22 protein-coding genes and 2 tRNA genes are annotated in these 21,540 nt (G+C 68.3%); 11 read left to right on the top strand and 13 right to left on the bottom strand.

Annotation, left to right across the window (positions count from 1 at the left end; genetic code table 11):
* Positions 1-140 precede the first annotated feature (140 nt).
* Positions 141-626: a Dps family protein gene (locus tag ACFXOO_RS05920; protein ID WP_378839297.1), complete on the top strand. Its 486-nt coding sequence runs from the start codon at positions 141-143 to the stop codon at positions 624-626.
* 65 nt (positions 627-691) lie between these two features.
* On the opposite strand, the gene ACFXOO_RS05915 is transcribed toward ACFXOO_RS05920, so the two are convergent.
* The 5 genes from ACFXOO_RS05915 to ACFXOO_RS05895 form a co-directional block, all read right to left on the bottom strand.
* Positions 692-2,164: an amidohydrolase gene (locus ACFXOO_RS05915; protein ID WP_394563030.1), complete on the bottom strand. Its 1,473-nt coding sequence runs from the start codon at positions 2,162-2,164 to the stop codon at positions 692-694.
* 23 nt (positions 2,165-2,187) lie between these two features.
* On the bottom strand, positions 2,188-2,829 hold the full coding sequence (locus ACFXOO_RS05910; protein WP_394563029.1) for an FMN-binding negative transcriptional regulator: 642 nt from the start codon (positions 2,827-2,829) through the stop codon (positions 2,188-2,190).
* Positions 2,830-2,867: 38 nt separating this feature from the next.
* On the bottom strand, positions 2,868-3,875 hold the full coding sequence (locus ACFXOO_RS05905; protein ID WP_394563028.1) for an Fpg/Nei family DNA glycosylase: 1,008 nt from the start codon (positions 3,873-3,875) through the stop codon (positions 2,868-2,870).
* The gene (locus ACFXOO_RS05900; protein WP_378839287.1) at positions 3,875-4,417 is read right to left on the bottom strand and encodes a ribose-5-phosphate isomerase; all 543 of its coding nucleotides are present in this window, start codon (positions 4,415-4,417) and stop codon (positions 3,875-3,877) included. The genes ACFXOO_RS05905 and ACFXOO_RS05900 overlap by 1 nt, the downstream gene beginning before the upstream one ends.
* 65 nt (positions 4,418-4,482) lie before the next feature.
* The gene (locus ACFXOO_RS05895; RefSeq protein ID WP_394563026.1) at positions 4,483-5,715 is read right to left on the bottom strand and encodes a ferrochelatase; all 1,233 of its coding nucleotides are present in this window, start codon (positions 5,713-5,715) and stop codon (positions 4,483-4,485) included.
* Positions 5,716-5,927: 212 nt separating this feature from the next.
* Here ACFXOO_RS05895 and pepN point away from each other — a divergent pair, with 212 nt between their 5' ends.
* The 4 genes from pepN (at position 5,928) to ACFXOO_RS05875 (ending at position 11,909) form a co-directional block, all read left to right on the top strand.
* Complete coding sequence (pepN, locus tag ACFXOO_RS05890) at positions 5,928-8,471, top strand: aminopeptidase N (protein ID WP_394563025.1); 2,544 nt, start codon at positions 5,928-5,930, stop codon at positions 8,469-8,471.
* A gap of 74 nt (positions 8,472-8,545) precedes the next feature.
* Positions 8,546-9,772, top strand: a complete 1,227-nt coding sequence (locus ACFXOO_RS05885) for a mechanosensitive ion channel family protein (protein WP_394563024.1) — start codon at positions 8,546-8,548, stop codon at positions 9,770-9,772.
* Positions 9,769-10,242, top strand: coding sequence for a globin (locus ACFXOO_RS05880; protein WP_394563023.1), 474 nt, complete (start codon positions 9,769-9,771; stop codon positions 10,240-10,242). Before ACFXOO_RS05885 ends, ACFXOO_RS05880 begins: the two co-directional genes overlap by 4 nt.
* Complete coding sequence (locus tag ACFXOO_RS05875; protein ID WP_378850675.1) at positions 10,242-11,909, top strand: FAD-binding dehydrogenase; 1,668 nt, start codon at positions 10,242-10,244, stop codon at positions 11,907-11,909. Before ACFXOO_RS05880 ends, ACFXOO_RS05875 begins: the two co-directional genes overlap by 1 nt.
* Before the next feature lie 71 nt (positions 11,910-11,980).
* On the opposite strand, the gene ACFXOO_RS05870 is transcribed toward ACFXOO_RS05875, so the two are convergent.
* Entirely contained in the window at positions 11,981-12,661 is a 681-nt protein-coding gene (locus ACFXOO_RS05870) for a hypothetical protein (protein WP_394563022.1), read from the bottom strand.
* Positions 12,662-12,757: 96 nt separating this feature from the next.
* On the opposite strand from ACFXOO_RS05870, the gene ACFXOO_RS05865 reads away from it, so the two are divergent.
* The gene (locus tag ACFXOO_RS05865) at positions 12,758-13,603 is read left to right on the top strand and encodes an acyl-CoA thioesterase (RefSeq protein WP_394563213.1); all 846 of its coding nucleotides are present in this window, start codon (positions 12,758-12,760) and stop codon (positions 13,601-13,603) included.
* Between the two features lie 18 nt (positions 13,604-13,621).
* On the opposite strand, the gene ACFXOO_RS05860 is transcribed toward ACFXOO_RS05865, so the two are convergent.
* The 4 genes from ACFXOO_RS05860 to ACFXOO_RS05845 all read right to left on the bottom strand — a co-directional run bounded on the left by ACFXOO_RS05860 (position 13,622) and on the right by ACFXOO_RS05845 (position 17,076).
* Positions 13,622-14,122 (bottom strand): acyl-CoA thioesterase, encoded by a 501-nt coding sequence (locus tag ACFXOO_RS05860; protein ID WP_394563021.1) that lies wholly within the window; start codon positions 14,120-14,122, stop codon positions 13,622-13,624.
* Positions 14,115-15,797, bottom strand: a complete 1,683-nt coding sequence (gene ettA, locus ACFXOO_RS05855; protein ID WP_378839270.1) for an energy-dependent translational throttle protein EttA — start codon at positions 15,795-15,797, stop codon at positions 14,115-14,117. Before ettA ends, ACFXOO_RS05860 begins: the two co-directional genes overlap by 8 nt.
* 112 nt (positions 15,798-15,909) lie before the next feature.
* A complete protein-coding gene (locus tag ACFXOO_RS05850) occupies positions 15,910-16,458 on the bottom strand; it encodes a DUF6993 domain-containing protein (RefSeq protein WP_394563019.1) in 549 nt (182 codons plus the stop codon).
* Between the two features lie 69 nt (positions 16,459-16,527).
* Positions 16,528-17,076 (bottom strand): single-stranded DNA-binding protein, encoded by a 549-nt coding sequence (locus ACFXOO_RS05845; protein WP_394563018.1) that lies wholly within the window; start codon positions 17,074-17,076, stop codon positions 16,528-16,530.
* A gap of 237 nt (positions 17,077-17,313) precedes the next feature.
* Between ACFXOO_RS05845 and ACFXOO_RS05840 the strand changes: the two genes are divergently transcribed.
* Entirely contained in the window at positions 17,314-17,586 is a 273-nt protein-coding gene (locus ACFXOO_RS05840; RefSeq protein ID WP_378839262.1) for a hypothetical protein, read from the top strand.
* 10 nt (positions 17,587-17,596) lie between these two features.
* Here ACFXOO_RS05840 and ACFXOO_RS05835 read toward each other — a convergent pair whose 3' ends face one another.
* The gene (locus ACFXOO_RS05835; protein WP_394563017.1) at positions 17,597-19,021 is read right to left on the bottom strand and encodes a PLP-dependent aminotransferase family protein; all 1,425 of its coding nucleotides are present in this window, start codon (positions 19,019-19,021) and stop codon (positions 17,597-17,599) included.
* Between the two features lie 61 nt (positions 19,022-19,082).
* On the opposite strand from ACFXOO_RS05835, the gene ACFXOO_RS05830 reads away from it, so the two are divergent.
* Positions 19,083-19,706: a YitT family protein gene (locus ACFXOO_RS05830; RefSeq protein WP_394563016.1), complete on the top strand. Its 624-nt coding sequence runs from the start codon at positions 19,083-19,085 to the stop codon at positions 19,704-19,706.
* An 84-nt stretch (positions 19,707-19,790) separates the two neighbouring features.
* On the opposite strand, the gene ACFXOO_RS05825 is transcribed toward ACFXOO_RS05830, so the two are convergent.
* Positions 19,791-20,003: a methyltransferase gene (locus ACFXOO_RS05825; protein WP_378839255.1), complete on the bottom strand. Its 213-nt coding sequence runs from the start codon at positions 20,001-20,003 to the stop codon at positions 19,791-19,793.
* A 137-nt stretch (positions 20,004-20,140) separates the two neighbouring features.
* Positions 20,141-20,213, bottom strand: a tRNA-Arg gene (locus ACFXOO_RS05820).
* 65 nt (positions 20,214-20,278) lie between these two features.
* Here ACFXOO_RS05820 and orn point away from each other — a divergent pair.
* From orn to ACFXOO_RS05805, 3 genes are all read left to right on the top strand, one after another.
* Complete coding sequence (gene orn / locus ACFXOO_RS05815; protein ID WP_378839252.1) at positions 20,279-20,905, top strand: oligoribonuclease; 627 nt, start codon at positions 20,279-20,281, stop codon at positions 20,903-20,905.
* Between the two features lie 38 nt (positions 20,906-20,943).
* Positions 20,944-21,016, top strand: a tRNA-His gene (locus ACFXOO_RS05810).
* A 124-nt stretch (positions 21,017-21,140) separates the two neighbouring features.
* Positions 21,141-21,386 carry a helix-turn-helix domain-containing protein gene (locus ACFXOO_RS05805; RefSeq protein WP_394563015.1) on the top strand — a complete coding sequence of 82 codons (246 nt, stop codon included), beginning with the start codon at positions 21,141-21,143 and terminating at the stop codon, positions 21,384-21,386.
* Positions 21,387-21,540 lie beyond the last annotated feature (154 nt).

The raw sequence follows: 21,540 nt of genomic DNA, 5'->3' as shown, positions 1-21,540 counted from the left end.
TGCCGCAACCGTGGATTTCTGCCCGCTCGCGCGCAGATTAGCCGAGCCTCAGCTTGCTTGTGGAATGTTCCCGGCTGAGTAGCGTTGCCCTCGACGTCGCACGTGACGGGTGCGCGTGACAGAAGCCAGGAGGCGCCATCATGACCGAAATCCAGCACATCTCCCAGACCGCCAGCAGCGCGGACGCGGTGACCTCGACAGCGCAGTTCCTCACGCCCGTCGTGATCGGCCTGCAGGCTCTCACGATCAACGGCAAGCAGGCTCACTGGCACGTGCGCGGCGCGAACTTCATCGGCGTCCACGAGCTGCTCGATACGCTCGTCGCCCACGCCGGCGCGTGGGCCGACCTCGCTGCGGAGCGCATCGTGGCCCTCGGGCTGCCGATCGACGCGAGGCTGTCGACCATCGCCACGAAGGCGACGCCCACGGAGGTGCCGGCCGGATTCACGAAGTCCGACGCGATCGTCCGGGACATCATCGTCGACATCGACGCCGTGCTGCTCGATGTGCAGACGGCCATCGACGGGCTCGACGAGTTCGATCTGTCGAGTCAGGACATCGCCATCGAGATCAAGCGCGGGCTCGAGAAGGACCGCTGGTTCTTCTTCGCGCACATCGCCGAATAGACCTCGCGAACACACGATGAAGCCTCCGGAACGGATGTTCCGGGGGCTTCATCGTGTGTGCTCTGTCACCGCAGGTGCGTGAGGCGGCCGCCGAGCAGCGTGGCGAGGACGGGCATGCCGCGCATCGCGACCTCGTCGGCGAGGACCGGGTCGTCACCGCAGAGCACGAGGTCGGCGGGTGCGCCGGGTTCGATCGCGGCGCGCGTCGCCGATCCGCCGTACATGGACGCCGCCAGCGCGGTCGACACATCGACCTCCTGCTCGGGATGCCACGCCTGACGAGCGCCGCGCGTGCGGAACACCGCCGCGGCGATGCCCGCCCACGGGTCGAGGGGCGAGACGGGCGCATCGGACCCGAACCGCAGGTCGGCTCCGGCATCGGCGAGAGCTCTCAGCGGGAACGGGAGCGCCGTCTGAGCGGCCCAGATCGTGTCGGTGAGGTCGCGGTCATCCACCGCGTGCTCGGGCTGCACGCTCGCGGCGACCCCCAGGCGCGCGAACCGCGGGATATCGGCGTGCGCCACGAGCTGGGCGTGCTCGATCGTCCCCCAGGCTCCGGTCCGCGCGAACGCGTCGAGCGCGTGGCTGTTGGCGACATCCCCGATGGCGTGCACAGCGCACGAGAGCCCGGCCGCGGTGGCCGCGGTCATCAGTTCGACCAGGCGCTCGGGTGAGACGGTCAGCAGACCGTGGTTGAGCGGGTCGCCGGGATAGGAGTGCGAGCAGGCGGCCGTGCGCGTTCCCAGGGAACCGTCGGTGATCACTTTGAGCGGACCGACGCGGACGAGGTCGGTCGTCGCGCCCCGCACACGGTCGCCCGACCGCAGACCCTCGGCGACGGCGCGCTCGAGGTGTTCCGGGTAGATGCCGAACTCGACGCGCTGCGAGTCGAATCCCCCGGCGAGCCGTCTTGCCCAAGAGCTTTCGTTCCAGGCCATGTCGAAGTCGATCAGTCCGACGACACCACGGGCGGCGGCATCCTGTGTCATCCGGCGCACGTGATCGTCGCCGTGCTGCTCGTCGACGTCGTTGAGGCGCCGTGAGATCTCGAAGGCGGACTCCTCGCGCAGGACGCCGGTGGTGTCCGGGTGGTGACCCTCCCTCCTCAGCGCCGCGCTGTTGAGCCACACGCTGTGGACGTCCGCGTTGATGAGGTATGTCGGCACCTCTCCAGTGGCCGCGTCGAGGATCTCGAGCGTGGGAGAGTCCGGCCAGAGGGCATCGCGGAATCCGGTGCCGATGCGTCGGCCGTCGGCGAGCGCGGGCGCTGCGGCCATGATCTGTGCCGCATGCGCGGCGGAGCGCGCCACCCCGACGTCCTCGCGCTCGGCGACCAACGCCCACTGCATCACGTGCACGTGGTGATCCCACAGGCCCGGTATCAGCCACGCGCCGCCGGCCTCGAGCACCTCACCGAGCGCAGTGAGGTTGCCCCTCGGCGCCAGGTCGGCGACCCGACCGTTCGCGATGATCACGTCGACCGGCTCGTCTGCGAGCACCGAGGTCAGCCCGCGGGGAATGCGGGCGTTCCGGATCATCCCGACGTGTTCACCGACGCCCGTCACGGACGGGCCGCCCGCATCGCGGCGTGCGCCCGGGCCATCTCGGCGGCGAGTTCCGGGCTCGCGTACGGTCCATCGCCGTCGAGCTCGGAGATGACGGTGTCGACGACCTCGGCGGACTTGTTCTGACTGAGCTTGCGCTTGGCGACCACCGTCGTCGGTGTCAGGCGGAAACCCACCGTTCCCCGCTCGAGCCGCTCGATGAACGGCGCGTCGTTCGGCCGTTCCCACATCGCTCGCGGCTGCGGCAGCCTGCTTTCGAAATGGTCGACGAGGCGGTCGAGGACGACCAGGTTCTCTTCCGGGGTCAGCAGCTCGGGGACTCCGCTCAGGTGCAGGGAGACGAAGTTCCACGTCGGGACGGACGCGACGTCCCCGTACCATCCGGGTGAGATGTAGCCGTGCGGGCCCTGCACGACCACCAGGAGCTCGCGGTCTCCGAGGCCGTGGAGCTGATCATCCGGTTTGCCGACGTGACCGACGATGGTGAGGTCGTCGCGAGAGTCGTCCAGGAGGACCGCGTAGTGGGAGGCGACGAGTCCGGCGTCGGTGGCGCTCACCAGGGTCACCCAGGGGTGCCGCTCGATGAGCCGTCGCAGTTCGGCGACGTCCGTCATGGCGAAGGAGGGATTCTGGCGCATCCTCTCAGCCTAGAAGCTCGGATCCGGCAGCCGATGGATCAGGCCTGGCAGGACGGGCACCAATACAGCTTCCGTCCTGCCATCTCCTCCATGAGGATCTCCGTGCCGCACACGCGACAGGGCAGGCCGGCGCGGTGGTACACCCAATGACGGTCGTCTCGGCGGGCCATCGCACGGCGGTAGGCGGCGGGATCGAGGTCGTCCATCGTCATCATCTGGCCGGTCTCGACGCCGATGGCGAGGAGGCGCACCCAGTCCCGCCACATCTCGCGCACGATCTCGTCGGGGACCTGCTTGCCCGGGGTGTGCGGGTTGAGTCGCGCACGAAACAGGATCTCGGCGCGGTACACGTTGCCGATTCCGCTCACCACGGACTGATCCATGAGCAGCTGACCGATCGACGTGGGCTTGCGTCGCACGACGGCGGTGAAGCGCTCCTCCCCCTCCGCGACGTCATCGACCAGTGGATCCGGACCGAGTTTGGCGATGGATGCCAGCACCTCGTCCGGCGTCTGGATCTGGCAGGCGGTGGGACCGCGCAGATCGGCGCACGTCGAACTCGTGAGCAGTCGCAGGCGCACCTGGCCGACCACCGGCGGCGGCCACTCCGCGTCGACCTCGGGCAGCCCTCGCGTCTGTTCCGACATGCGCACGGTGATCCGCGTGCGGCGCGGCGCACCGATCGACGACAGCGAGTTCTCGCCCGCCGCGTCCATGATGGCGTCGTCCGGAGCGCCGAGGTCGGTCCCGCGCTGGTTCGTCTGGCCCATGCGGCCGTTCGACGAGGCGATCGTGGGGTCGACGACGATCTCGCCGGAGAAGTCCCACGCCCCGTACATGCCCAGATGCACCCGCAGCCAGAGGTCGTTGTCGAACTCGAGGAACATCTGCTTGCCCACCGCCTGAACGGAGGTGGCGAACCGCCCGTCGATGAGGCGCGCGCCTTCGACGAACCGACCCTGCGGACTGGACGCCGCAACCGCGTGACCGACGACGTTGCGCTCGAACTGACGCGCTATCCGGTGGACGGAATGGCCTTCCGGCATCAGCCTGCCTCGGGGTCCATGGCGTCGGCGCTCTCGCCGCCGAGGGGAGCGCTGGGCACCGCGCGCGGATCGGGCTGCAGACTGCCGTCGGCCTCGAAGGCCGCGATCTGCCCGATGCGCCGGATGTGCCTCTCCTCGTCGGAGAACGGCGTCGCGATGAATCGGTCGATGAACGAGGATGCCTCGGCGAACGTGTGCTGGCGGGCGCCGATGGCGATCACGTTCGCGTCGTTGTGCTCTCGGGCGAGTTCTGCGGTGGCGATGTTCCAGACGAGCGCCGCGCGGACGCCGCGCACCTTGTTCGCCGCAATCTGCTCGCCGTTGCCGGAGCCGCCGAACACGACCCCGAGCGCCTCGATCCCGGCCTCCTGGTCGCGCACGGTCGCCTGAGCGGCGCGGATGCAGAACGCCGGATAGTCGTCCAACGGCTCGTAGTCGAGCGGCCCATGGTCGATGACCTCATGACCGGCCTCGGCGAGATGATGCTGGAGCTGGGTCGAGAACTCGAGGCCGGCGTGGTCGGTCGCGATGTGGATACGCATGGCAGCGATTCTTTCAGGTCGACGGGCGGTCGCGTCAGCGCCGGGCCGCTTCCGGACATCCGACGTCAGGGCGCGACGCCGGCCGCGGCCGGCTTGAACCCCGCGCGGATGTTCTCGCAGCACCCCGGACGACAGACGTCGAACCACGGCCCGAGGGAGGTGAGGTGCGGCCGTTCCTCGGTCGGTGTACCGAGCAGACGCTCCTCGACCAGGTCGACCAGGCCCGACACGTACGCGGGATCGACGCCCGGGGTCTGCGTGCGCACGGCGCGCAGGCCGACCTCGGCCGCAGCGTCCATCGCCTCCGTGTCGAGGTCCCACAGCACTTCCATGTGGTCGCTGACGAATCCGAGCGGAACGATGACGACCGCCTCCACACCGACTGCGGGGAGGTCGCGGATGACGTCGCAGACGTCGGGTTCGAGCCACGGCTGCGTCGGCGGACCGGAGCGGGACTGGAAGACCAGTGCCCAGTCGATGTCGGACGCGCCGGGGACCGCTGCGGCGACCTCGGTCATGATGACCTCGGCGACCGCGCGGTGCTGAGCGGCGTACGCGCCGCCGTCGCCGAAGTCCCGATATTCGGGGTCGCCCTCACGCGGGCCGGATCGCTCGGCGTCGACGGACGGGATGCTGTGCGTGGAGAACAGCACCCGGACCGTCGCTGGTGCCAGGCCCTCGGCCAGGAATCCGGCGACCGCGTCGCGCACGCCGTCGATGAACGGCCCGACGAAGCCCGGGTGATCGAAGAACTGACGGACCTTGTCGATCGTGACGGTGTCGCCGAGGCCGGTCTCGGTCAGCACGCGGTAGTAGTCCTCGCGGTACTGACGGCAGCTCGAGAATGAGCTGTAGGCGCTGGTCGCGATCGCGATGAGACGAGTACGGCCGGATGCCGCGGCATCCGACACCGCCTCGTCGAGGTACGGCGCCCAGTTGCGATTGCCCCAGAACACCGGCAGATCGATCCGACGGCGTTCCAGCTCTGCTTCGAGGGCGGCTTTGAGCGCGCGGTTCTGGGCGTTGATGGGGCTCACGCCGCCCACGGCGCGGTAGTGGTGCGCGACCTCTTCGAGGCGCTCGTCGGGGATGCCGCGCCCACGGGTGACATTGCGCAAGAAGGGGATGACATCGTCCTGGCCCTCGGGCCCACCGAACCCCGCGAGGAGGATCGCGTCGTAGGCGATGGGCTCCTCGATGTGCGCACGACCCGAGCGGGCCGCGGGCGACGCGAACGGCACCACCCTCCCGGCCGAGGGGTCGATCGTGCTCTGCTGGTCTTCGCTGCGCTCACCCATGTCCCCATCCTGACATCGCGTGAACGGCGGGCAGGCCGCTTGACAACCGCCCCGCGCCACCTGCTACGACGTCGAACCTCCGCACCCGCCTCCGGCGCGATGGTCGCGCATCCGTTCGACACCGTGATCTCCTGACGTAGGCTGGTCCGGTTGTCGTCGGCGCCAGCAGCGCCAGTCCGCGGCATCCGCCCTTCACCCCCACGGGAGCAGCAGTGCCTGGAGAGAACCTCACCCGCATCGAGGCGCAAGAGCGCCGCACCATCGTCGACACGCACTCCTACGAGGTGAGCCTCGATCTGACGAAGGGCGACACGGTCTTCGCGTCGCGCACCGTCGTGCGCTTCTCGGCCACGGCCGGTGCCGACACGTTCATCGATCTCATCTCGAACAACGTGCGCACGATCACGCTGAACGGCCGCGACATCCCGGTCTGGGCGCACACCGACTCGCGCATCGCGCTGAACGGACTCGAGCAGGAGAACGAGCTCATCGTCGACGCGGACTGCATGTACACCAACACCGGCGAAGGCCTGCACCGGTTCGTCGACCCGGTCGACGGCGAGGTCTACCTCTACTCGCAGTTCGAGGTGCCCGATTCCCGGCGGATGTTCACCGTCTTCGAGCAGCCCGACCTTAAGGCGACGTTCCAGTTCACCGTCACCGCGCCCGCCGAGTGGGCGATCGTCTCGAACTCCCCCACCCCCGAGCCCACGCTCCACGGCGGTGGTTCCGCTACCTGGCACTTCGAGCCCACGCCGCGCATCTCCTCCTACATCACGGCCCTCATCGCCGGTCCGTACGAGTCGACGTTCTCCGAGCTGACCAGCGCGTCGAGCCGCGTCATCCCCCTGGGTGTCTACGGACGCAAGAGCCTCTGGAGCTTCCTCGACGCCGACTACATCTTCGACAAGACGCGGGAGGGCTTCGCCTACTACGAGGAGAAGTTCGCCTACCCGTACCCGTTCGCGAAGTACGACCAGCTCTTCGTCCCCGAGTTCAATGCGGGTGCCATGGAGAACGCGGGCGCGGTCACGTTCACCGAGTCCTACGTCTTCCGCAGCAAGGTCACCGACGCCGTCAAGGAGCGCCGCGTCGTGACGATCCTGCACGAGCTCGCGCACATGTGGTTCGGCGATCTCGTCACGATGAAGTGGTGGAACGACCTCTGGCTGAACGAGTCGTTCGCCGAGTGGGCCTCGACGATCGCGACGGCCGAGGCGACGGAGTGGACCGAGGCGTGGACGACCTTCAACGCGATGGAGAAGACGTGGGCCTACCGGCAGGATCAGCTGCCCTCCACCCACCCCGTCGTCGCGGAGATCAACGATCTCGAGGACGTGCAGGTCAACTTCGACGGCATCACGTACGCCAAGGGCGGATCCGTCCTCAAGCAGCTCGCGGCATGGGTCGGCATCGAGCAGTTCTTCGCCGGGGTCGCGGCGTACTTCGCCAAGCACGAGTGGGGTAACACCGAGGTCGGCGACCTGCTGGCCGAGCTCGAGACCACGAGTGGGCGCGAACTGGACACGTGGGCCAGGAAGTGGCTCACCACGGCGGGAGTCAACACGCTCACGCCGCTGATCGAGGAGGGCGCGGACGGCGCCATCAGCCGATTCGCGATCGTCCAGACGGCGCCGGCGGACTACCCTACGATCCGCCCGCACCGTCTCGGCGTCGGCTTCTACAGCCTCCGAGGCGACGACCTCGTGCGCGTGCACCACATCGAGATCGACGTCGACGGCGATCGCACCGAGGTCGCGGAGCTCAAGGGTCAGAAGCGGCCCGACCTCGTCCTGCTCAACGACGAAGATCTGGCGTACGCGAAGATCCGCCTCGACGAGCGGTCCCTGCGCACGGCCATCGCCCACCTGCGGGACATCCAGGATCCGCTGGCTCGATCACTCGTGTGGGGAGCGGCGTGGGACCAGACCCGCGATGCCGAATCGTCCGCGACCGACTACATCGACCTGGTGCTGCGCAACATCGGCGACGAGAGCGAATCGACGACCGTGCGTACGACGCTCGCCCAGCTGCAGCTCGCCGCCAACGCGTATGTCGCGCCCGAGAAGCGCGCGGCCAGCCGTCAGCGCGTCGCCGACGCGCTGTGGGAGCTCGCGCAGGCGGCTGAGCCCGGCAGCGACAGTCAGCTGCAGTTCGTGACCTCGTTCGCTACGGCGGCCTCCACACCCGAGCAGTGGGAGCGCGTCCGGCAGGTGCGCGAAGGAGAGGTCGTCTTCACCGACCTCGAGATCGACACCGACCTCTCGTGGCAGCTCCTCGTCTCGCTCGCGGCGGGCGGCATCGTTTCGGAAGCCGTCGTCGACGCGGCGCTCGCGGAGGACAACACCGCCAAGGGCGGCGAGTTCGCCGCGCAGGCGAAGGCCGCACTCCCGACGGCCGAGGCCAAGCGTGCCGCCTGGGACTCGCTGGTGAAGAGCGACGACTTGCCGAACACGATCGTCCGCTCGGCTGCGTTGGGCTTCACCCACCCCGCGGGCGTGGAGCTGCTGCGCGACTTCGTGGCGCCCTACTTCGAGATGATCCTTCCGATCTGGGAGTCGCGGTCCTACCAGATCGCCCAGTACCTCATCACCGGTCTCTACCCCGCGGCGCTCGCCGATCGTGGCCTGCGCGACGCCACGCGCGCGTGGCTGGCGGCGAACGGACAGGCGACCCCGGCGCTGCGACGCCTGGTCCTGGAGAACCTCGCCGGCGTCGAGCGGGCGCTCGCAGTCCAGGAGCGCGACGCCGAGTAGCGACACGTCGGATCGGATGCCTCGGCCTGCCCTCTCCAGGGTTTGCCGAGGCATCCGTCGTTAGAGTTGAACCGATGATCATCGCTCCTCTGGACACCGCCGAACCCGCCGTCACCACCTTCTGGGCGGAGGTCGGTCAGTGGTGGTTGGCATTCGGCGTCAAGGCGCTCATGGTCGCGGGGATCGTCGTCGGTGCGCTGGTGCTCTCGTGGCTGCTGAAGCTCGTCATCCGCCGGGTCGTGTCGCGGATCGTCAACGGCGCCAAGGGAAAGGCCAACGTCGACGACACGCAGGCGCTGGAGCGCTCGCCGCTCGCATCCGTCCGCCTCGTGCAGCGCACCCGGACCCTCGGCTCGATCCTGCAGAACATCGTCAATGTGACGATCGTCATCATCGCGCTGATCCTGATCGTCAACGCGATCGACTCCGGCATCCTGGGCTCGTTCGCGCTGCTCACGGCCGCCATCGGCGCCGGTCTCGGCTTCGGCGCGCAGAACATCGTCAAAGACGTGCTGAACGGCATCTTCATCGTCGCGGAGGACCAGGTGGGCATCGGCGACGTCGTCGACCTGGGGCTCGCGGCGGGCATCGTGGAGTTCGTGAGCGTCCGCGTGACGCACGTCCGCGACGTGAACGGCACGCTCTGGTACGTGCGCAACGGCGAGATCACGCGCATCGGCAACATGTCCCAGGGCTGGGCCCGCGTGATCATCGACCTTGCTGTTCCGTACGACGCGCAGATCGACGAGGTGGAGGACGCGCTTCTGGAGACATCGCGCGCGCTGGCGAAGGACCCGAAGTGGCGTACACGCATCATCGACAAGCCGGAGGTGTGGGGCCTGGAGTCCGTCTCGGGTGATGCGCTCGTCATCCGGCTCGTGATGAAGACCAGGTCCAACGCGAAGGACGACGTGGCGCGCGAACTCCGGATGCGGATCAAGCATGCGATGGATGAGCTGGGTCTGCGCCTTCCGGCGTTGAACTCGATCACGCTCACCGGACTGGACGCCGCATCGCGCGTTCGCGGGGCGAACCCGCCCAGGACCCGGCCGAACCCGACGGTGCTCGTGAGCGAGGCCACGCCGAAATGGCGGCCGAAGCGGGGCGCGAAGAAGAGCGCGACGGCGACACCCCCCGCAGATGCGCGCGCACCGGCGTCCGTCTCCTGGGACTCTGTCGAATCCGACGACGAAGCTCCGGCCGCACCGCGGCATCCGCGCGCTCAGAAGCTCCCCCCCGTGTCGGCGGAAAGGGACGCCGACACCGATGCTGACGGCCCCACGGACGGGACGCCGGCATGAGCGAGCACGAACCGATGTCGTTCTACGACGAGATCGGGGGCCATGAGACGTTCGTGCGTCTCGTCGACGTCTTCTACGACGGTGTCGCTTCCGACGCCGTCCTGAAGCCGATGTATCCCGAGGAGGACCTGGGTCCCGCCAAGCAGCGCCTGCTGATGTTCCTCGAGCAGTACTGGGGTGGCCCGACGACCTACAGTCAGGAACGCGGTCATCCCCGACTGCGGATGCGCCACATGCCCTTCCACGTCAATCCCGATGCGCGCGACCGCTGGCTGAGTCATATGCGTGCGGCCGTGGACGCGCTCGACCTGCCTCCCCTGCACGAGGCCACGCTCTGGGATTATCTGAACCGTGCGGCGCACGCGATGGTCAACACCTTCGAACGCTCCCCCAGCGAGCCCGGGGGCATCGGCCCCGCCCCGACAGGACGAGCTGAGGTGCCTCTCACCCCACGGACGAAGGAGTCCTGATGATCACCAGAACCACGCGGTCCAGCGATGTCCTCGTCGTCGGCTGGGGGCTCGCGGGTCTTGTCGCCGCCGCCGAGGCGGTGGCGGCGGGGAAGTCCGTCACGATCGTCGACCAGGAGCCGCGGACCAATCTCGGGGGTCAGGCCTGGTGGTCCTTCGGCGGTCTCTTTTTCGTCGATTCGCCCGAGCAGAGGCGCATGGGCATCTCGGATTCGCTCGACCTCGCGCGCCAGGACTGGTTCGGCACCGCCGGCTTCGATCGCGAAGAGGACGCATGGCCGCGGCGATGGGCGGAGGCATACCTGCAGTTCGCCGCCGGTGAGAAGCGCGCGTGGCTCCGATCGCGCGGCGTCGGCTTCTTCCCCGTCGTCGGCTGGGCGGAGCGCGGCGGCTACACCGCCCTGGGGCCCGGCAATTCCGTGCCGCGCTTCCACGTCACATGGGGAACAGGACCGGGCGTCGTCGCACCGTTCCATGCCGCCGTCGTGGAGGCCGAGGCTGCGGGGCGCCTGACGATCCTCCCGCGTCACCGCGTCACCGCCCTGCTCACCCGGGACGGTGCCGTGACCGGTGCCGCCGGGGACATCCTCGCGCCGTCCGGCGCCGCACGCGGGGTCGCGACATCCCGCGAGGTGGTCGGCGGCTTCGACATCGAGGCGGGAGCGACGATCATCTCCTCAGGCGGCATCGGCGGCAATCACGAACTGGTGCGCAGACACTGGCCGGCCCGGCTGGGGACGCCGCCCGCGACGATGATCGCCGGAGTGCCCGCCTACGTCGATGGGTCCATGCAGCCCGTGGCCGCAGCCGCCGGCGCCCACCTGATCAACGGCGATCGCATGTGGCACTACGTCGAGGGGATCCAGAACTGGGATCCGGTCTGGCCTGGCCACGGCATCCGGATCCTGCCGGGCCCGTCCTCGATCTGGCTCGACGCGACCGGAGCACGATTGCCCGTGCCCCTCTTTCCGGGTTTCGACACATTGGGAACCCTGGCGCATCTGCGGACGACCGGGCACGACCACTCGTGGTTCGTCCTGTCGCAGCGGATCGTCGAGAAGGAGTTCACGCTCTCGGGCAGCGAGCAGAACCCCGACCTGACGGGCAAGGATGTGCCACTGCTGGTGAAGTCGCGCCTCGGCAGAGGGGCGGCCGCACCGGTGCAGGCGTTCCTCGACCGCGGCGACGACTTCGTCGTGCGCGATGATCTCGACGGACTCATCGACGGTATGCGCGCGCTCCCCGGCGGAGATGCGCTCGACGGCGAGCGCGTGCGGCGCGAGGTCGAGGCGCGCGACCGCGAGATGGACAACGAGTTCACGAAGGACGCGCAGGTCGCGATGCTGCGCTCGGCTCGTTCTTACCGGGGTGATCGGCTCATCCGCACGGCGAGCCCGCACCGCATCCTCGATCCGAGATCCGGACCGCTCATCGCGGTGAAGCTGCACGTTCTCACACGCAAGTCGCTGGGCGGTGTCGAGACCGACCTGGACGCGCGGGTACTCGACGCGGAGGGGGCGGTCGTCCCCGGACTGTATGCGGCCGGCGAAGCCAGCGGCTTCGGCGGCGGTGGCGTTCACGGGTATCGCGCGCTCGAGGGGACGTTCCTGGGCGGATGCCTCTTCTCCGGCCGGATCGCAGGACGCGCCGCCGCGGCATCGGTCTGAGCGCGCGCCAGCCCCCGCAGGATGCGTGATCGGAAACCACGGCGACGGCGCCCGGACGGGCCGTCACGGATTCAGCGCGCGGTCGGCGAACCCGTGGCGCGGACGGCTGTCAGCCCGCTCCGCACGGGCCCCCGCACAAGGACGTGACCTCTCGCGAGGGTGAGGCGGGTCCAGGGTCCGCTGGTGAGGACCCGGGCCGTCTCCTCCCCTGCGACGAATCCCATGGCGAAGGCGGCGAAGGCTGCTCCGCGCGGCAGATCGTCCATCTGGGCGTCGGGTGCTCCCCACACGCTCGCGCGGATCGCTCGAACAGCATCCTCTCCGGCGTTCTGCGGCATCCCCTCCGCGACGGCGGCTATCCCCCACTGCGCCCGCTCGGCGAGCGTCGACGCCGTGATTCCAGGGAGCTCCGTCCACCCGGATCGCGGGGGTGAGATCCCCGCCCACGCGGCGCTCTGAGCCGACTCCGGCAGGTCGATCGCCGCGGCGTCGTCAGCGGATGGCGAGAGAGCGGATGCCGTCACCACGATGTCGCATTCCAGCTCGGGGTCGACCGGCAGCGCCCGCAGAGCGAGCACGGTCGGGGTCGAATCGAGCAGACCTCGCGGTGCCAGAGGCGCCGCCGTCATGGCCAGAGTGCCGCCGGCCGCCTGCAGTCGCACCGCGTCCTCGGCGAGACGCGAGGCCCGCCCGGCGAATGTCATCGCGTCGGCGGCGGCGTGCGGGTCGAGGAAGAGGAGGCGCGCAGGCATCCGCCTAAACTACCAACCGAAGGTTCGGTCCCCACGACCGAGGAGAGGGATCGTGACACCGTGGCAGACGACGCACCCGCGGACACCGTGGCAGCGATGCTGGCGGTCCTGGACATCGCCGCAAGCGAGGCGCGCACGACCGAGGACATCTTCACGGGCCGGTCGCAGTCGATGCCGCTCGGTCGCGTGTTCGGGGGCCAGGTGCTCGCCCAGTCCCTGGTAGCGGCTTCGCGCACCCTCCCCCCGGAGCGTATTCCACACTCGATGCACGGGTATTTCCTTCGTCCCGGCGACGCGAGCAGCGACATCACGTTCTCCGTCGATCGGCTGCGCGACGGTCGGTCGTTCTCCACACGACGCACCCAGGCCTACCAGGAGGGCGTGCCGATCTTCTCCATGATCGCGTCCTTCCAGGACGAGGATCCCGGACTCGAACACCAGGCCGAAATGCCCGCAGATCTTCCTCGACCCGAGGACATTCCGGATCTCGAGGATCACATCCAGGGCCTCCACCCCATGTCGCGGAGGCTGTTCGCCGATCGACCCGTGGATCTGCGGCACATCCCGTCGCCGATCTACCTCTCGGTCGAGGGTCGGCACGTCCCGCACCAGGCGGTGTGGATGCGCACCCGCTCGCCTCTTCCAGACGACCCTGCGGTGCATCGCGCGGTCCTCGCGTACGCGAGTGATCTGTCGATCCAAGAGTCGGTGCTGCGCGCGCACGGTGTGGCGTGGGCGACACCCGGGCTCAAGGTCGCGAGCCTGGATCATGCCATGTGGTGGCACCGCTTCGGTCGCCTCGACGAATGGACCCTGTACGTCCAGGAGTCGCCGAGCGCGCGGGGCGGCCGAGGGCTTGCCACCGGGCGGATCTTCTCCCGCGGTGGAGAACTGCTCGCGACGGTCGCTCAAGAGATCATGGTGCGGGTGCCGCAGCCCTGACGATCACGCGTCCGCGATTCAGCGACGGTGCGCGTAGAGGATCGGCTCGCCCGTGAAGGGCGCCCACGCCGAGCGCTCTTCGGCGGAGAGGCGCAACGGACGCCCGGTGGCCGCATCCGCCTTCACCACCACGGTCGTCGCACGAGCGTAGACGATCTGCCTGCCCTGCTCCGCCGTCTCCTGTGGACTGCAGACCTCGTAACAGACCTCGATGCTCGATCCGCCGAGCTTGCCGAACCACATCTGCACGTCCAGGGGATGGCGCTGGTACGGCACCGGGGCGAGGTACTCGATCTCCTGGCGGGCGATCAGAGTCAGGACGCCGCTGAGGAGGCCCGAGTCGAGCACGGCGGTCGGTGGCGCCGTCTCGCCGACGTCGGGCTTCCAGAACGCCCGCACACGGGCCTCCTCGAGCAGCTTGAGCATGGCTGTGTTGTTGACGTGGTTGAACGCATCCAGATCGCCCCAGCGCAACGGGATGGGGATGTGGAGACGCACCCCGGTGGTGACGTCAGTCACGCGTCAGCTTGCGATACGTGGAACGCGAAGGGTTCGCGGCGTCGGGACCGAGGCGCTCGATCTTGTTCTCCTCGTAGGCCTCGAAGTTGCCCTCGAACCAGTACCACTGCGCAGGGTTCTCCGCCGTGCCCTCGTAGGCGAGGATGTGCGTGGCGATACGGTCGAGGAACCACCGGTCGTGCGTGATCACCACCGCGCAGCCGGGGAACTCCAGCAGCGCGTTCTCGAGGCTGCCGAGCGTTTCGACGTCCAGGTCGTTCGTCGGCTCGTCGAGGAGGAGCAGGTTGCCGCCCTGCTTGAGGGTGAGCGCGAGGTTCAGACGGTTCCGCTCGCCGCCCGACAGCACTCCGGCCTTCTTCTGCTGGTCCGGGCCCTTGAATCCGAACTGGGAGACGTATGCGCGCGAGGGGATCTCGACCTTGCCGACCTGGATCCAATCCAGCCCTTCGGAGACGACCTCCCACAGGTTCTTGTTGGGGTCGATGCCGCCGCGGGACTGGTCGACGTAGGAGATGTCGACCGTCTCGCCGATCTTCACCTCACCGCTGTCGGCAGGCTCGAGCCCGACGATCGTCTTGAACAGGGTGGTCTTCCCGACGCCGTTCGGGCCGATGATGCCCACGATGCCGTTGCGGGGAAGAGTGAAGGACAGACCGTCGATCAGGATGCGGTCTCCGAAGCCCTTGCTGAGCTTCTTGGTCTCGAGCACCACCTGTCCGAGGCGCGGTCCCGGCGGAATGACGATCTCATCGAAGTCGAGCTTGCGCGTGCGGTCAGCCTCGGCGGCCATCTCCTCGTACCGGGCCAGGCGCGACTTGGACTTCGTCTGGCGGCCCTTCGCATTGCTGCGCACCCACTCGAGCTCGGACGCCAGGCGCTTGGCGAGCTTGGCATCCTTCTTCCCCTGCACCTGCAGGCGCTCCTGCTTCTTCTCCAGGTACGTCGAGTAGTTGCCCTCGTAGGGGTACAGCCGTCCGCGATCCACCTCGCAGATCCATTCCGCGACGTGATCGAGGAAGTACCTGTCGTGGGTGACGGCGAGCACGGCGCCGGGGTACTTCGCCAGGTGCTGCTCGAGCCACTGGACGCTTTCGGCGTCGAGGTGGTTCGTGGGCTCGTCGAGCAGCAGGAGGTCGGGTTTCTGGAGGAGCAGCTTGCAGAGGGCGACGCGCCGCTTCTCACCCCCGGAGAGGTTGGCGACGATGGCATCGGAGGGCGGCGTGCGCAGTGCGTCCATGGCCTGCTCGAGCTGCGAGTCCAGGTCCCACGCGTCGGCGGTGTCGATGTCCTCCTGGAGTGTGCCCATCTCGGCCAGCAGCTTGTCGAAGTCCGCGTCGGGATCTGCCATGAGGGCCGAGATCTCGTTGAATCGGGTGATCTTTCCCATGATCGGACCGACTCCCTGCTGAACGTTCTCGAGAACCGTCAGCTCTTCGTCGAGTTCGGGCTCCTGCATCAGGATGCCGACGGTGTAGCCGGGAGTGAGCTTCGCCTCGCCGTTGCTGGGCTGGTCGAGTCCGGCCATGATCTTGAGGATCGTCGACTTCCCGGCACCGTTGGGTCCCACGACGCCGATCTTGGCGCCGGGGAGGAACGACATCGTCACGTCGTCGAGGATGACCTTCTCGCCGACCGCCTTGCGGGCGCGGACCATTTGGTAGATGTATTCAGCCATTGATGCTCTCCTCGGCGTTACGACGTCAAAGAGCGAGTCTACGGGCGGTCGGAGAGGCTCGCCCGCGACGTGGAGAGCGACCGGGCACGCCCCGCCCGCGAAACCGAAGCCGTCACCAATCGATCGGGCGGGTTTCGCCGATGAGGCAGCCGCCTTCAGCGAGGGCGGGAAGGACGACGGACACCGCGGTGCCGGTCGCGGGCCCCACCTGCCCCACGAGGCACTCCGTGCCCCACAGGACGGAGAACTGGATGCTCTCGGCCGGATTGCCCACCGTCGACGAGTCGCTCGTGACCTGCATCGCGCTCTTGTCGAAGCCCGCACCGACCAGTGCGTCGATATACGCCCTGCCCGATACCTGGTCGGGACCCGCCCACACCGCGTTCACCGTGGCGGTGAAGACCGGGAGATTGTCGGCGGCCGACCCTCCGGGCACAAGCGCAGGAGCTGCCGGCGTGGCGGGCTCCGCGGCGGTGGACGCGCTGGCGGACGGCGCAGCGTCGGGCGGGGTGACCGTCGGGGACGGCGTGCTGTCGGCGCTGCAGCCGGTCACGGCGAGGAGCAGCGCGATCGCCACGGTGGCGACCCCGAACCTGACATGGCGCGAGCGATCGGGCACGACGATGCTCATCGGGCTGCGGGGCTCGGGGAGGCGGGGCACGTGCCGAGTCTAGGTCGGCGCATCGCCGCCTCCCCGAGTGATCGCCGAGAGCCGCGGACGCGAACGCACTCAGAAGGGGGCGCCGGCGCCGATGCTCTCCTCGCTGCGCTCTGACGCGGAGTCGGATTCGAACGGCACGGACCAGCTGCCGTCAGCCGCCGACGTCGGCGCGTCGCCGGGTGCCCGGGTCGACCAGCCTGTCGAGTCGGTCTGATCGTCCCTCCCCTGAGAGTCGGATGCATCGCCGTGGTCGGATCTGCTTTCGCCGTCCCTCTGGAACACGGTGGTTCCCCAGAGCAGGTCGTGCCCGATGGCGTCGACCTCGATCTCGGCGGTCGTGCCCTTCTTCGCGCCGGTGTCCCACTCGCGGATTTTCAACCGGCCCGTGAGGACGACCCGGTTGCCCTTCCTCAAGGACCGGTGGGCGTGGTCTGCGAGACCTCGGAAGGCTGAGACCGAGTACCAATTGGTGCTGCCCTCCACCCAGCTGGACGTGGACTTGTCGAAGCGCCGCTGACTGCTCGCGACGCGGAACGTGACGACGGGGATGCCCGCGGGCGTGTGCTTCAGCTCCGGGTCGGTGGCGATGTTGCCGGTGACCGTGATGGTGTCGCTCATGACTGTTCCTTTCTGCGTGCCGGAGGACATCCCCGGGCTGCGGCGGTGCCCGAGTGCCCGTCGGACACCGCCGCACCTCCACGATGGACCCGGGCGTGCGCACACCACTTTTCCCCGGGGTGAACGGGGGAAATACACGTCCGCTTCGCCACTGGGGAGGAGTCGGCGGCGCCCTCCCCGACCACGCAGATCTCGATGTCGGTGGTCGTCATTATGTTCGAGTCGAGGAGGAAAGACATGACCACTCTCACGACTCGGCCGGATCAGGTGACGTCGACGGCTATGGCCATCTCGCCGACGGTGCCCGCACGTCTCGTGCAGACGGGAGAAGACCTGTGGCGCGTCGTCGACGTCGGCGGGCTCGTGCTCGGACACGTTCTCGTCATCGATGATGGCGCCGGCATCCGCTACCGGGCCCGGCGGTTCCACGCGGTGAGTCGCACGTTCCGCGACCTGGGTGACTTCTGGTCATGCGCAGATGCCGTCGACTGCGTGCGGACGTCCCGCTGACGCCATCCCCTCAGACGACCGACTCCGTGTGCTCCACCCGGAGGGCGGGTGCACCCGAGCGGACATGCGCCCACGATTCGGCGAGGATGTCCGTCGCCCGCACCAGCTGCTCGGCCGAGGCCGTGAAGGGAATGCGCAGCCGACGGTCGTGGCCTCCGTCCACCGAGAATCGCGGGCCCCCGGACAGGAACAGCCCCCGGGAGCGGCATTCCATCACCAGGGCTGAGCTGAGCGGGGCGTCCAGACCGACCCACAGCGACACTCCACCGTACGGGTGCGGAACGTGCCACTCCGGGATTCTCTCTTCCAGCGCGGTGATCAGCGCATCTCGACCGCGACGCAGGATGGAGGACCTCTGCGCCGCGATCTGGGGCATGCGTGGCAGAAGCAGGGTGGCGACGGCCTGCTCGAACTCCGGCGTGCCGAGCTCGTGCGCCGACCGGACTGCGGTCAGCCGGCGAATGAGATCCGCATCACTGCGTATCCACCCGATCCGGAGCCCGCCCCACACCGTCTTCCCCAGGGATCCGACGCGGACGACGATGGACGGATCGGCGGACACCAGCGCCGGCGGGTCGTCGGGGCGATCGATGTCGAGGTCCGCGGTGGTCTCATCCAAGATCAGGACGGTTCCGAACCGTTCGGCGCCCGCCACGAAGGAGAGGCGCTCGGTCGAGGTCATCGACCTCCCCGTCGGATTCTGGAAGTCCGGCATCAGATAGGCGGCGACGGGAAGGGTCCGGGTGAACGCCTGCTCTGCGCGGTCGAGATCCCATCCGTCGTCGACACTCACCGGCACGCCGACCAGACGGCCTCCCTCGCGGCGCAGCGCGTCGGCAGCGTGCGGGTAGGTGGGCGTTTCGATCAGGACGCGATCGCCCCGGCCGAGCAGCACGACCGCGAGGAGATGGATGGCGCTCTGCGCCCCGGTCGTGACGAGCACCTCTCCCCCGGTCGTCGGGATACCGCGGCGCGTGTAGCCCTCGGCGATCGCCTCGCGGAGGTCGCGTCGCCCGATGACGTCGTAGCCGACGCGCGACACGAGCGCCCCGGCGGACCCGGCGATCTCGGCGAAGACGCCGGCAAGACCCGGCCACGCGGGCGGACTCGCCTGCTGCAGATCGATCGTGCCCTCACCCGGAGCAGAACCGGCGAGCTCCTCGCGCCGCAGCGGCAGGGTGACGCTCCCCGAGCCGCGGACGCTCTCGATGTGGGCGCTGTCCCGCAGGCTGCGATACGCCGCGGCCACCGTGGTGCGGCTGATCGTCAGGGCGCTCGCGAGCTCGCGTTCCGCCGGCAGCGCGGTTCGCGGAGCGAGTCGATTGTCGAGGCACAACAGACGGATACCGTCTGCCAGGGCCTCGTAGGCGGGTTCGCGCGTGCGCCATCCGCCCAGGCTCGACGCAAGCGACCGGGCGGAGACGCGGGAGTCCATGGGGCCACGATAACGGAATTGGCCTGGATGTCACGATCCAATTGTGAGATTGGATTGATTCATGACTCGCCGAATCACACAGCTGCTCGTCGGTCTCGTCCTCTACGGCACGGGATGCGCCCTGACCGTCGAGGCAGGACTGGGGGTCGATCCCTGGACGGTCTTCGCCGAAGGGATCTCCGTGCGCACGGGCATCGGGGTGGGCTGGGTCACCAATATCGTGGGATTGATCGTGCTGCTGCTGTGGATCCCGCTTCGACAGCGACCGGGAGTGGGGACACTCGCCAACATCCTGGTGGTGGGCACCACCATGCAAGTGGCGCTCGGCGTGGTGCCCCCGATGTCGGGCATCGTGGTCCAGATCGCGCTTCTCCTCGGCGGGATCCTGATGGTGGCCGTCGCGTCGGGCCTCTACATCGGCGCGCATTTCGGGCCGGGGCCGCGGGACGGCCTCATGACCGGCATGCACTCGCGGTTCGGCTGGCCCATCTGGACATGCCGACTCGTGGTCGAGGCATCCGTCCTCACCGTCGGTTGGCTCCTCGGTGGCACGGTGGGCATCGGGACGGTGTTGTTCGCGGTCCTCATCGGACCCCTCGTGCACCTTGCACTACCGCTTCTCGACGCGCCGCCGCAGCCGAAGACCCGCGACCGTGTGCTTCCTGCGACGACGCCCGTCGTCTAGTCACGGCACCCTGGGGACGACTGGCTGAGGCCGAACGGAGCGATGCGTGAAGGGTGCGAGTCACCCGTCCCGACGACGCGCGTCTCAGTGCTCGCGGAACATCGGCCAATCGGCGGGGTGCGGCTGACGCGCGTTCACCGCGCTCTTCGCGATCTCCATGGTCGGGTACGTGCCCGCCGGGGCGTCGGCGCCCGCCATCGTGACCGTGTAGCCGTCTGCACCCTTGCGAATCGAGCCGACGACCCCGGATGCCCCGTAGGCGACCCAGAGCGCGTGACGCGTCTCGGTTGTGGTCATTGTGGAACTCCTTCCGATGACTGTGACGGTACGCCTCGGATGTCACGCTGGCTAGAGCATCCCCGGCGTGTGCGGACACCGCCGCGACGGCCGCGGAGGCGTCACTCGGCACGCCGGATGATCGGTCGGATCTGCGGTGCCCCCGGCTGGACTCGAACCAGCAACCGTCGGATTAGAAGGCCGATGCTCTATCCATTGAGCTACGAAGGCGTGCCCGACCAGGCTATCGCGTGGCCTCGAATCCGGGTGTCGGCGCCGTCGATAGGATGGATCGCATGGTGGGGTCAACGACAACAGACCGGCTCGTGTGGATCGACTGCGAGATGACAGGACTCGACCTCGATGTCGACGAGATCGTCGAGATCGCCGTCATCGTCACGGACTTCGAGTTGCGCATCCTCGACCCGGGATTCCACATCGTCGTCAAGCCCGACGATTCGGCCCTCGATCACATGAACGAGTTCGTGACGAACATGCATCGTTCGTCGGGGCTGCTGGGGGAGATTCCCGGTGGCGTCAGCGCTGCGGAGGCGGAGTTCCGGGCGCTGGAGTACATTCAACGTTTCGTGCCGGTCGAGGGCAAGGCGCCTTTGGCGGGCAACACGATCGGCACGGATCGCATGTTCCTCGCCAAGTACATGCCCCGACTCGACCGCTTCCTGCATTACCGCAACGTGGACGTGTCGAGCGTCAAAGAGCTCGCCCGGCGCTGGTATCCCCGTGCATACATCCACGCGCCGGGCAAGGACGGCGGCCATCGTGCGTTGGCCGACATCCGGGAATCCATTCGGGAACTCGCCTACTACCGCGAGGCGGTGTTCGTGCCTCAGCCCGGCCCTGACAGCGAGACCGCCAAAGGATTCGCAGCCTCCGCGGTGTCGTCGTTCGTCTTCGAGGTGTAATACAATCGTGTGGTTGCCTGCGCGAGCGGGCCGCGATGGTGGGTATAGCTCAGTTGGTAGAGCGCGGCCTTGTGGTGGCCGATGTCGCGGGTTCGAGCCCCGTTACTCACCCTGGAACACCCGGTGCGAACGGGAGCCCGAGCACTAGGTAGTCGGTACACATCGGGCTACTCGATTGCGTCTCTCTGCGCAAGGCCATGGCCCTGACGTCCGGTGTCGCAGTTACGCTCTCCGAATGACCGATGACAGTGCCTTGACACTCAACATGGCTGTCGCCTATCAGCTGGAGCTGCGACGGATCCAGATCGGCATGACTCACCCGGAGATCGCCGAGGCTGCGCATCTGAGCACCCCCGCCGTCGAGCGGTACCTCGGCGGGACCCAGGACATCCCCCTGCCGGCGTTCTCATCGATTGCTTCCGCTCTCGGCGTGAGCCCGCTCGACATCTTCGCTCGTGCGCAGAGAGGGATGCATGGCTAGCACCTTCTCCACGGGGACGTCGAGGACCACCGAAATGACGTACGCCTGCCTCACCGTCATCCGAGCGAACCACCTGCGAGCCCACCACACTTCGAGATTCCATAACATCGTCGTCATCGGAACATCCCCCTTGTTCGTCGGCTCTCGAGCCGAT

This window comes from Microbacterium sp. P03 (genome assembly GCF_043556235.1).
GTDB lineage: Bacteria > Actinomycetota > Actinomycetes > Actinomycetales > Microbacteriaceae > Microbacterium.
The sequence above is the reverse complement of the archived record's forward strand: the minus strand, read 5'-3'. Positions and strand labels throughout refer to the sequence as shown.

Bases quoted from the DNA above. Each gene is read 5' to 3' on its own strand.
- ACFXOO_RS05920 (WP_378839297.1), top strand. From the start codon at position 141: ATGACCGAAATCCAGCACATCTCCCAGACCGCCAGCAGCGCGGACGCG.
- ACFXOO_RS05915 (WP_394563030.1), bottom strand. From the start codon at position 2,164: ATGATCCGGAACGCCCGCATTCCCCGCGGGCTGACCTCGGTGCTCGCA.
- ACFXOO_RS05910 (WP_394563029.1), bottom strand. From the start codon at position 2,829: ATGCGCCAGAATCCCTCCTTCGCCATGACGGACGTCGCCGAACTGCGA.
- ACFXOO_RS05905 (WP_394563028.1), bottom strand. From the start codon at position 3,875: ATGCCGGAAGGCCATTCCGTCCACCGGATAGCGCGTCAGTTCGAGCGC.
- ACFXOO_RS05900 (WP_378839287.1), bottom strand. From the start codon at position 4,417: ATGCGTATCCACATCGCGACCGACCACGCCGGCCTCGAGTTCTCGACC.
- ACFXOO_RS05895 (WP_394563026.1), bottom strand. From the start codon at position 5,715: ATGGGTGAGCGCAGCGAAGACCAGCAGAGCACGATCGACCCCTCGGCC.
- ACFXOO_RS05885 (WP_394563024.1), top strand. From the start codon at position 8,546: ATGATCATCGCTCCTCTGGACACCGCCGAACCCGCCGTCACCACCTTC.
- ACFXOO_RS05880 (WP_394563023.1), top strand. From the start codon at position 9,769: ATGAGCGAGCACGAACCGATGTCGTTCTACGACGAGATCGGGGGCCAT.
- ACFXOO_RS05875 (WP_378850675.1), top strand. From the start codon at position 10,242: ATGATCACCAGAACCACGCGGTCCAGCGATGTCCTCGTCGTCGGCTGG.
- ACFXOO_RS05870 (WP_394563022.1), bottom strand. From the start codon at position 12,661: ATGCCTGCGCGCCTCCTCTTCCTCGACCCGCACGCCGCCGCCGACGCG.
- ACFXOO_RS05865 (WP_394563213.1), top strand. From the start codon at position 12,758: ATGCTGGCGGTCCTGGACATCGCCGCAAGCGAGGCGCGCACGACCGAG.
- ettA (WP_378839270.1), bottom strand. From the start codon at position 15,797: ATGGCTGAATACATCTACCAAATGGTCCGCGCCCGCAAGGCGGTCGGC.
- ACFXOO_RS05845 (WP_394563018.1), bottom strand. From the start codon at position 17,076: ATGAGCGACACCATCACGGTCACCGGCAACATCGCCACCGACCCGGAG.
- ACFXOO_RS05840 (WP_378839262.1), top strand. From the start codon at position 17,314: ATGACCACTCTCACGACTCGGCCGGATCAGGTGACGTCGACGGCTATG.
- ACFXOO_RS05835 (WP_394563017.1), bottom strand. From the start codon at position 19,021: ATGGACTCCCGCGTCTCCGCCCGGTCGCTTGCGTCGAGCCTGGGCGGA.
- ACFXOO_RS05830 (WP_394563016.1), top strand. From the start codon at position 19,083: ATGACTCGCCGAATCACACAGCTGCTCGTCGGTCTCGTCCTCTACGGC.
- ACFXOO_RS05825 (WP_378839255.1), bottom strand. From the start codon at position 20,003: ATGACCACAACCGAGACGCGTCACGCGCTCTGGGTCGCCTACGGGGCA.
- orn (WP_378839252.1), top strand. From the start codon at position 20,279: ATGGTGGGGTCAACGACAACAGACCGGCTCGTGTGGATCGACTGCGAG.
- ACFXOO_RS05805 (WP_394563015.1), top strand. From the start codon at position 21,141: ATGACCGATGACAGTGCCTTGACACTCAACATGGCTGTCGCCTATCAG.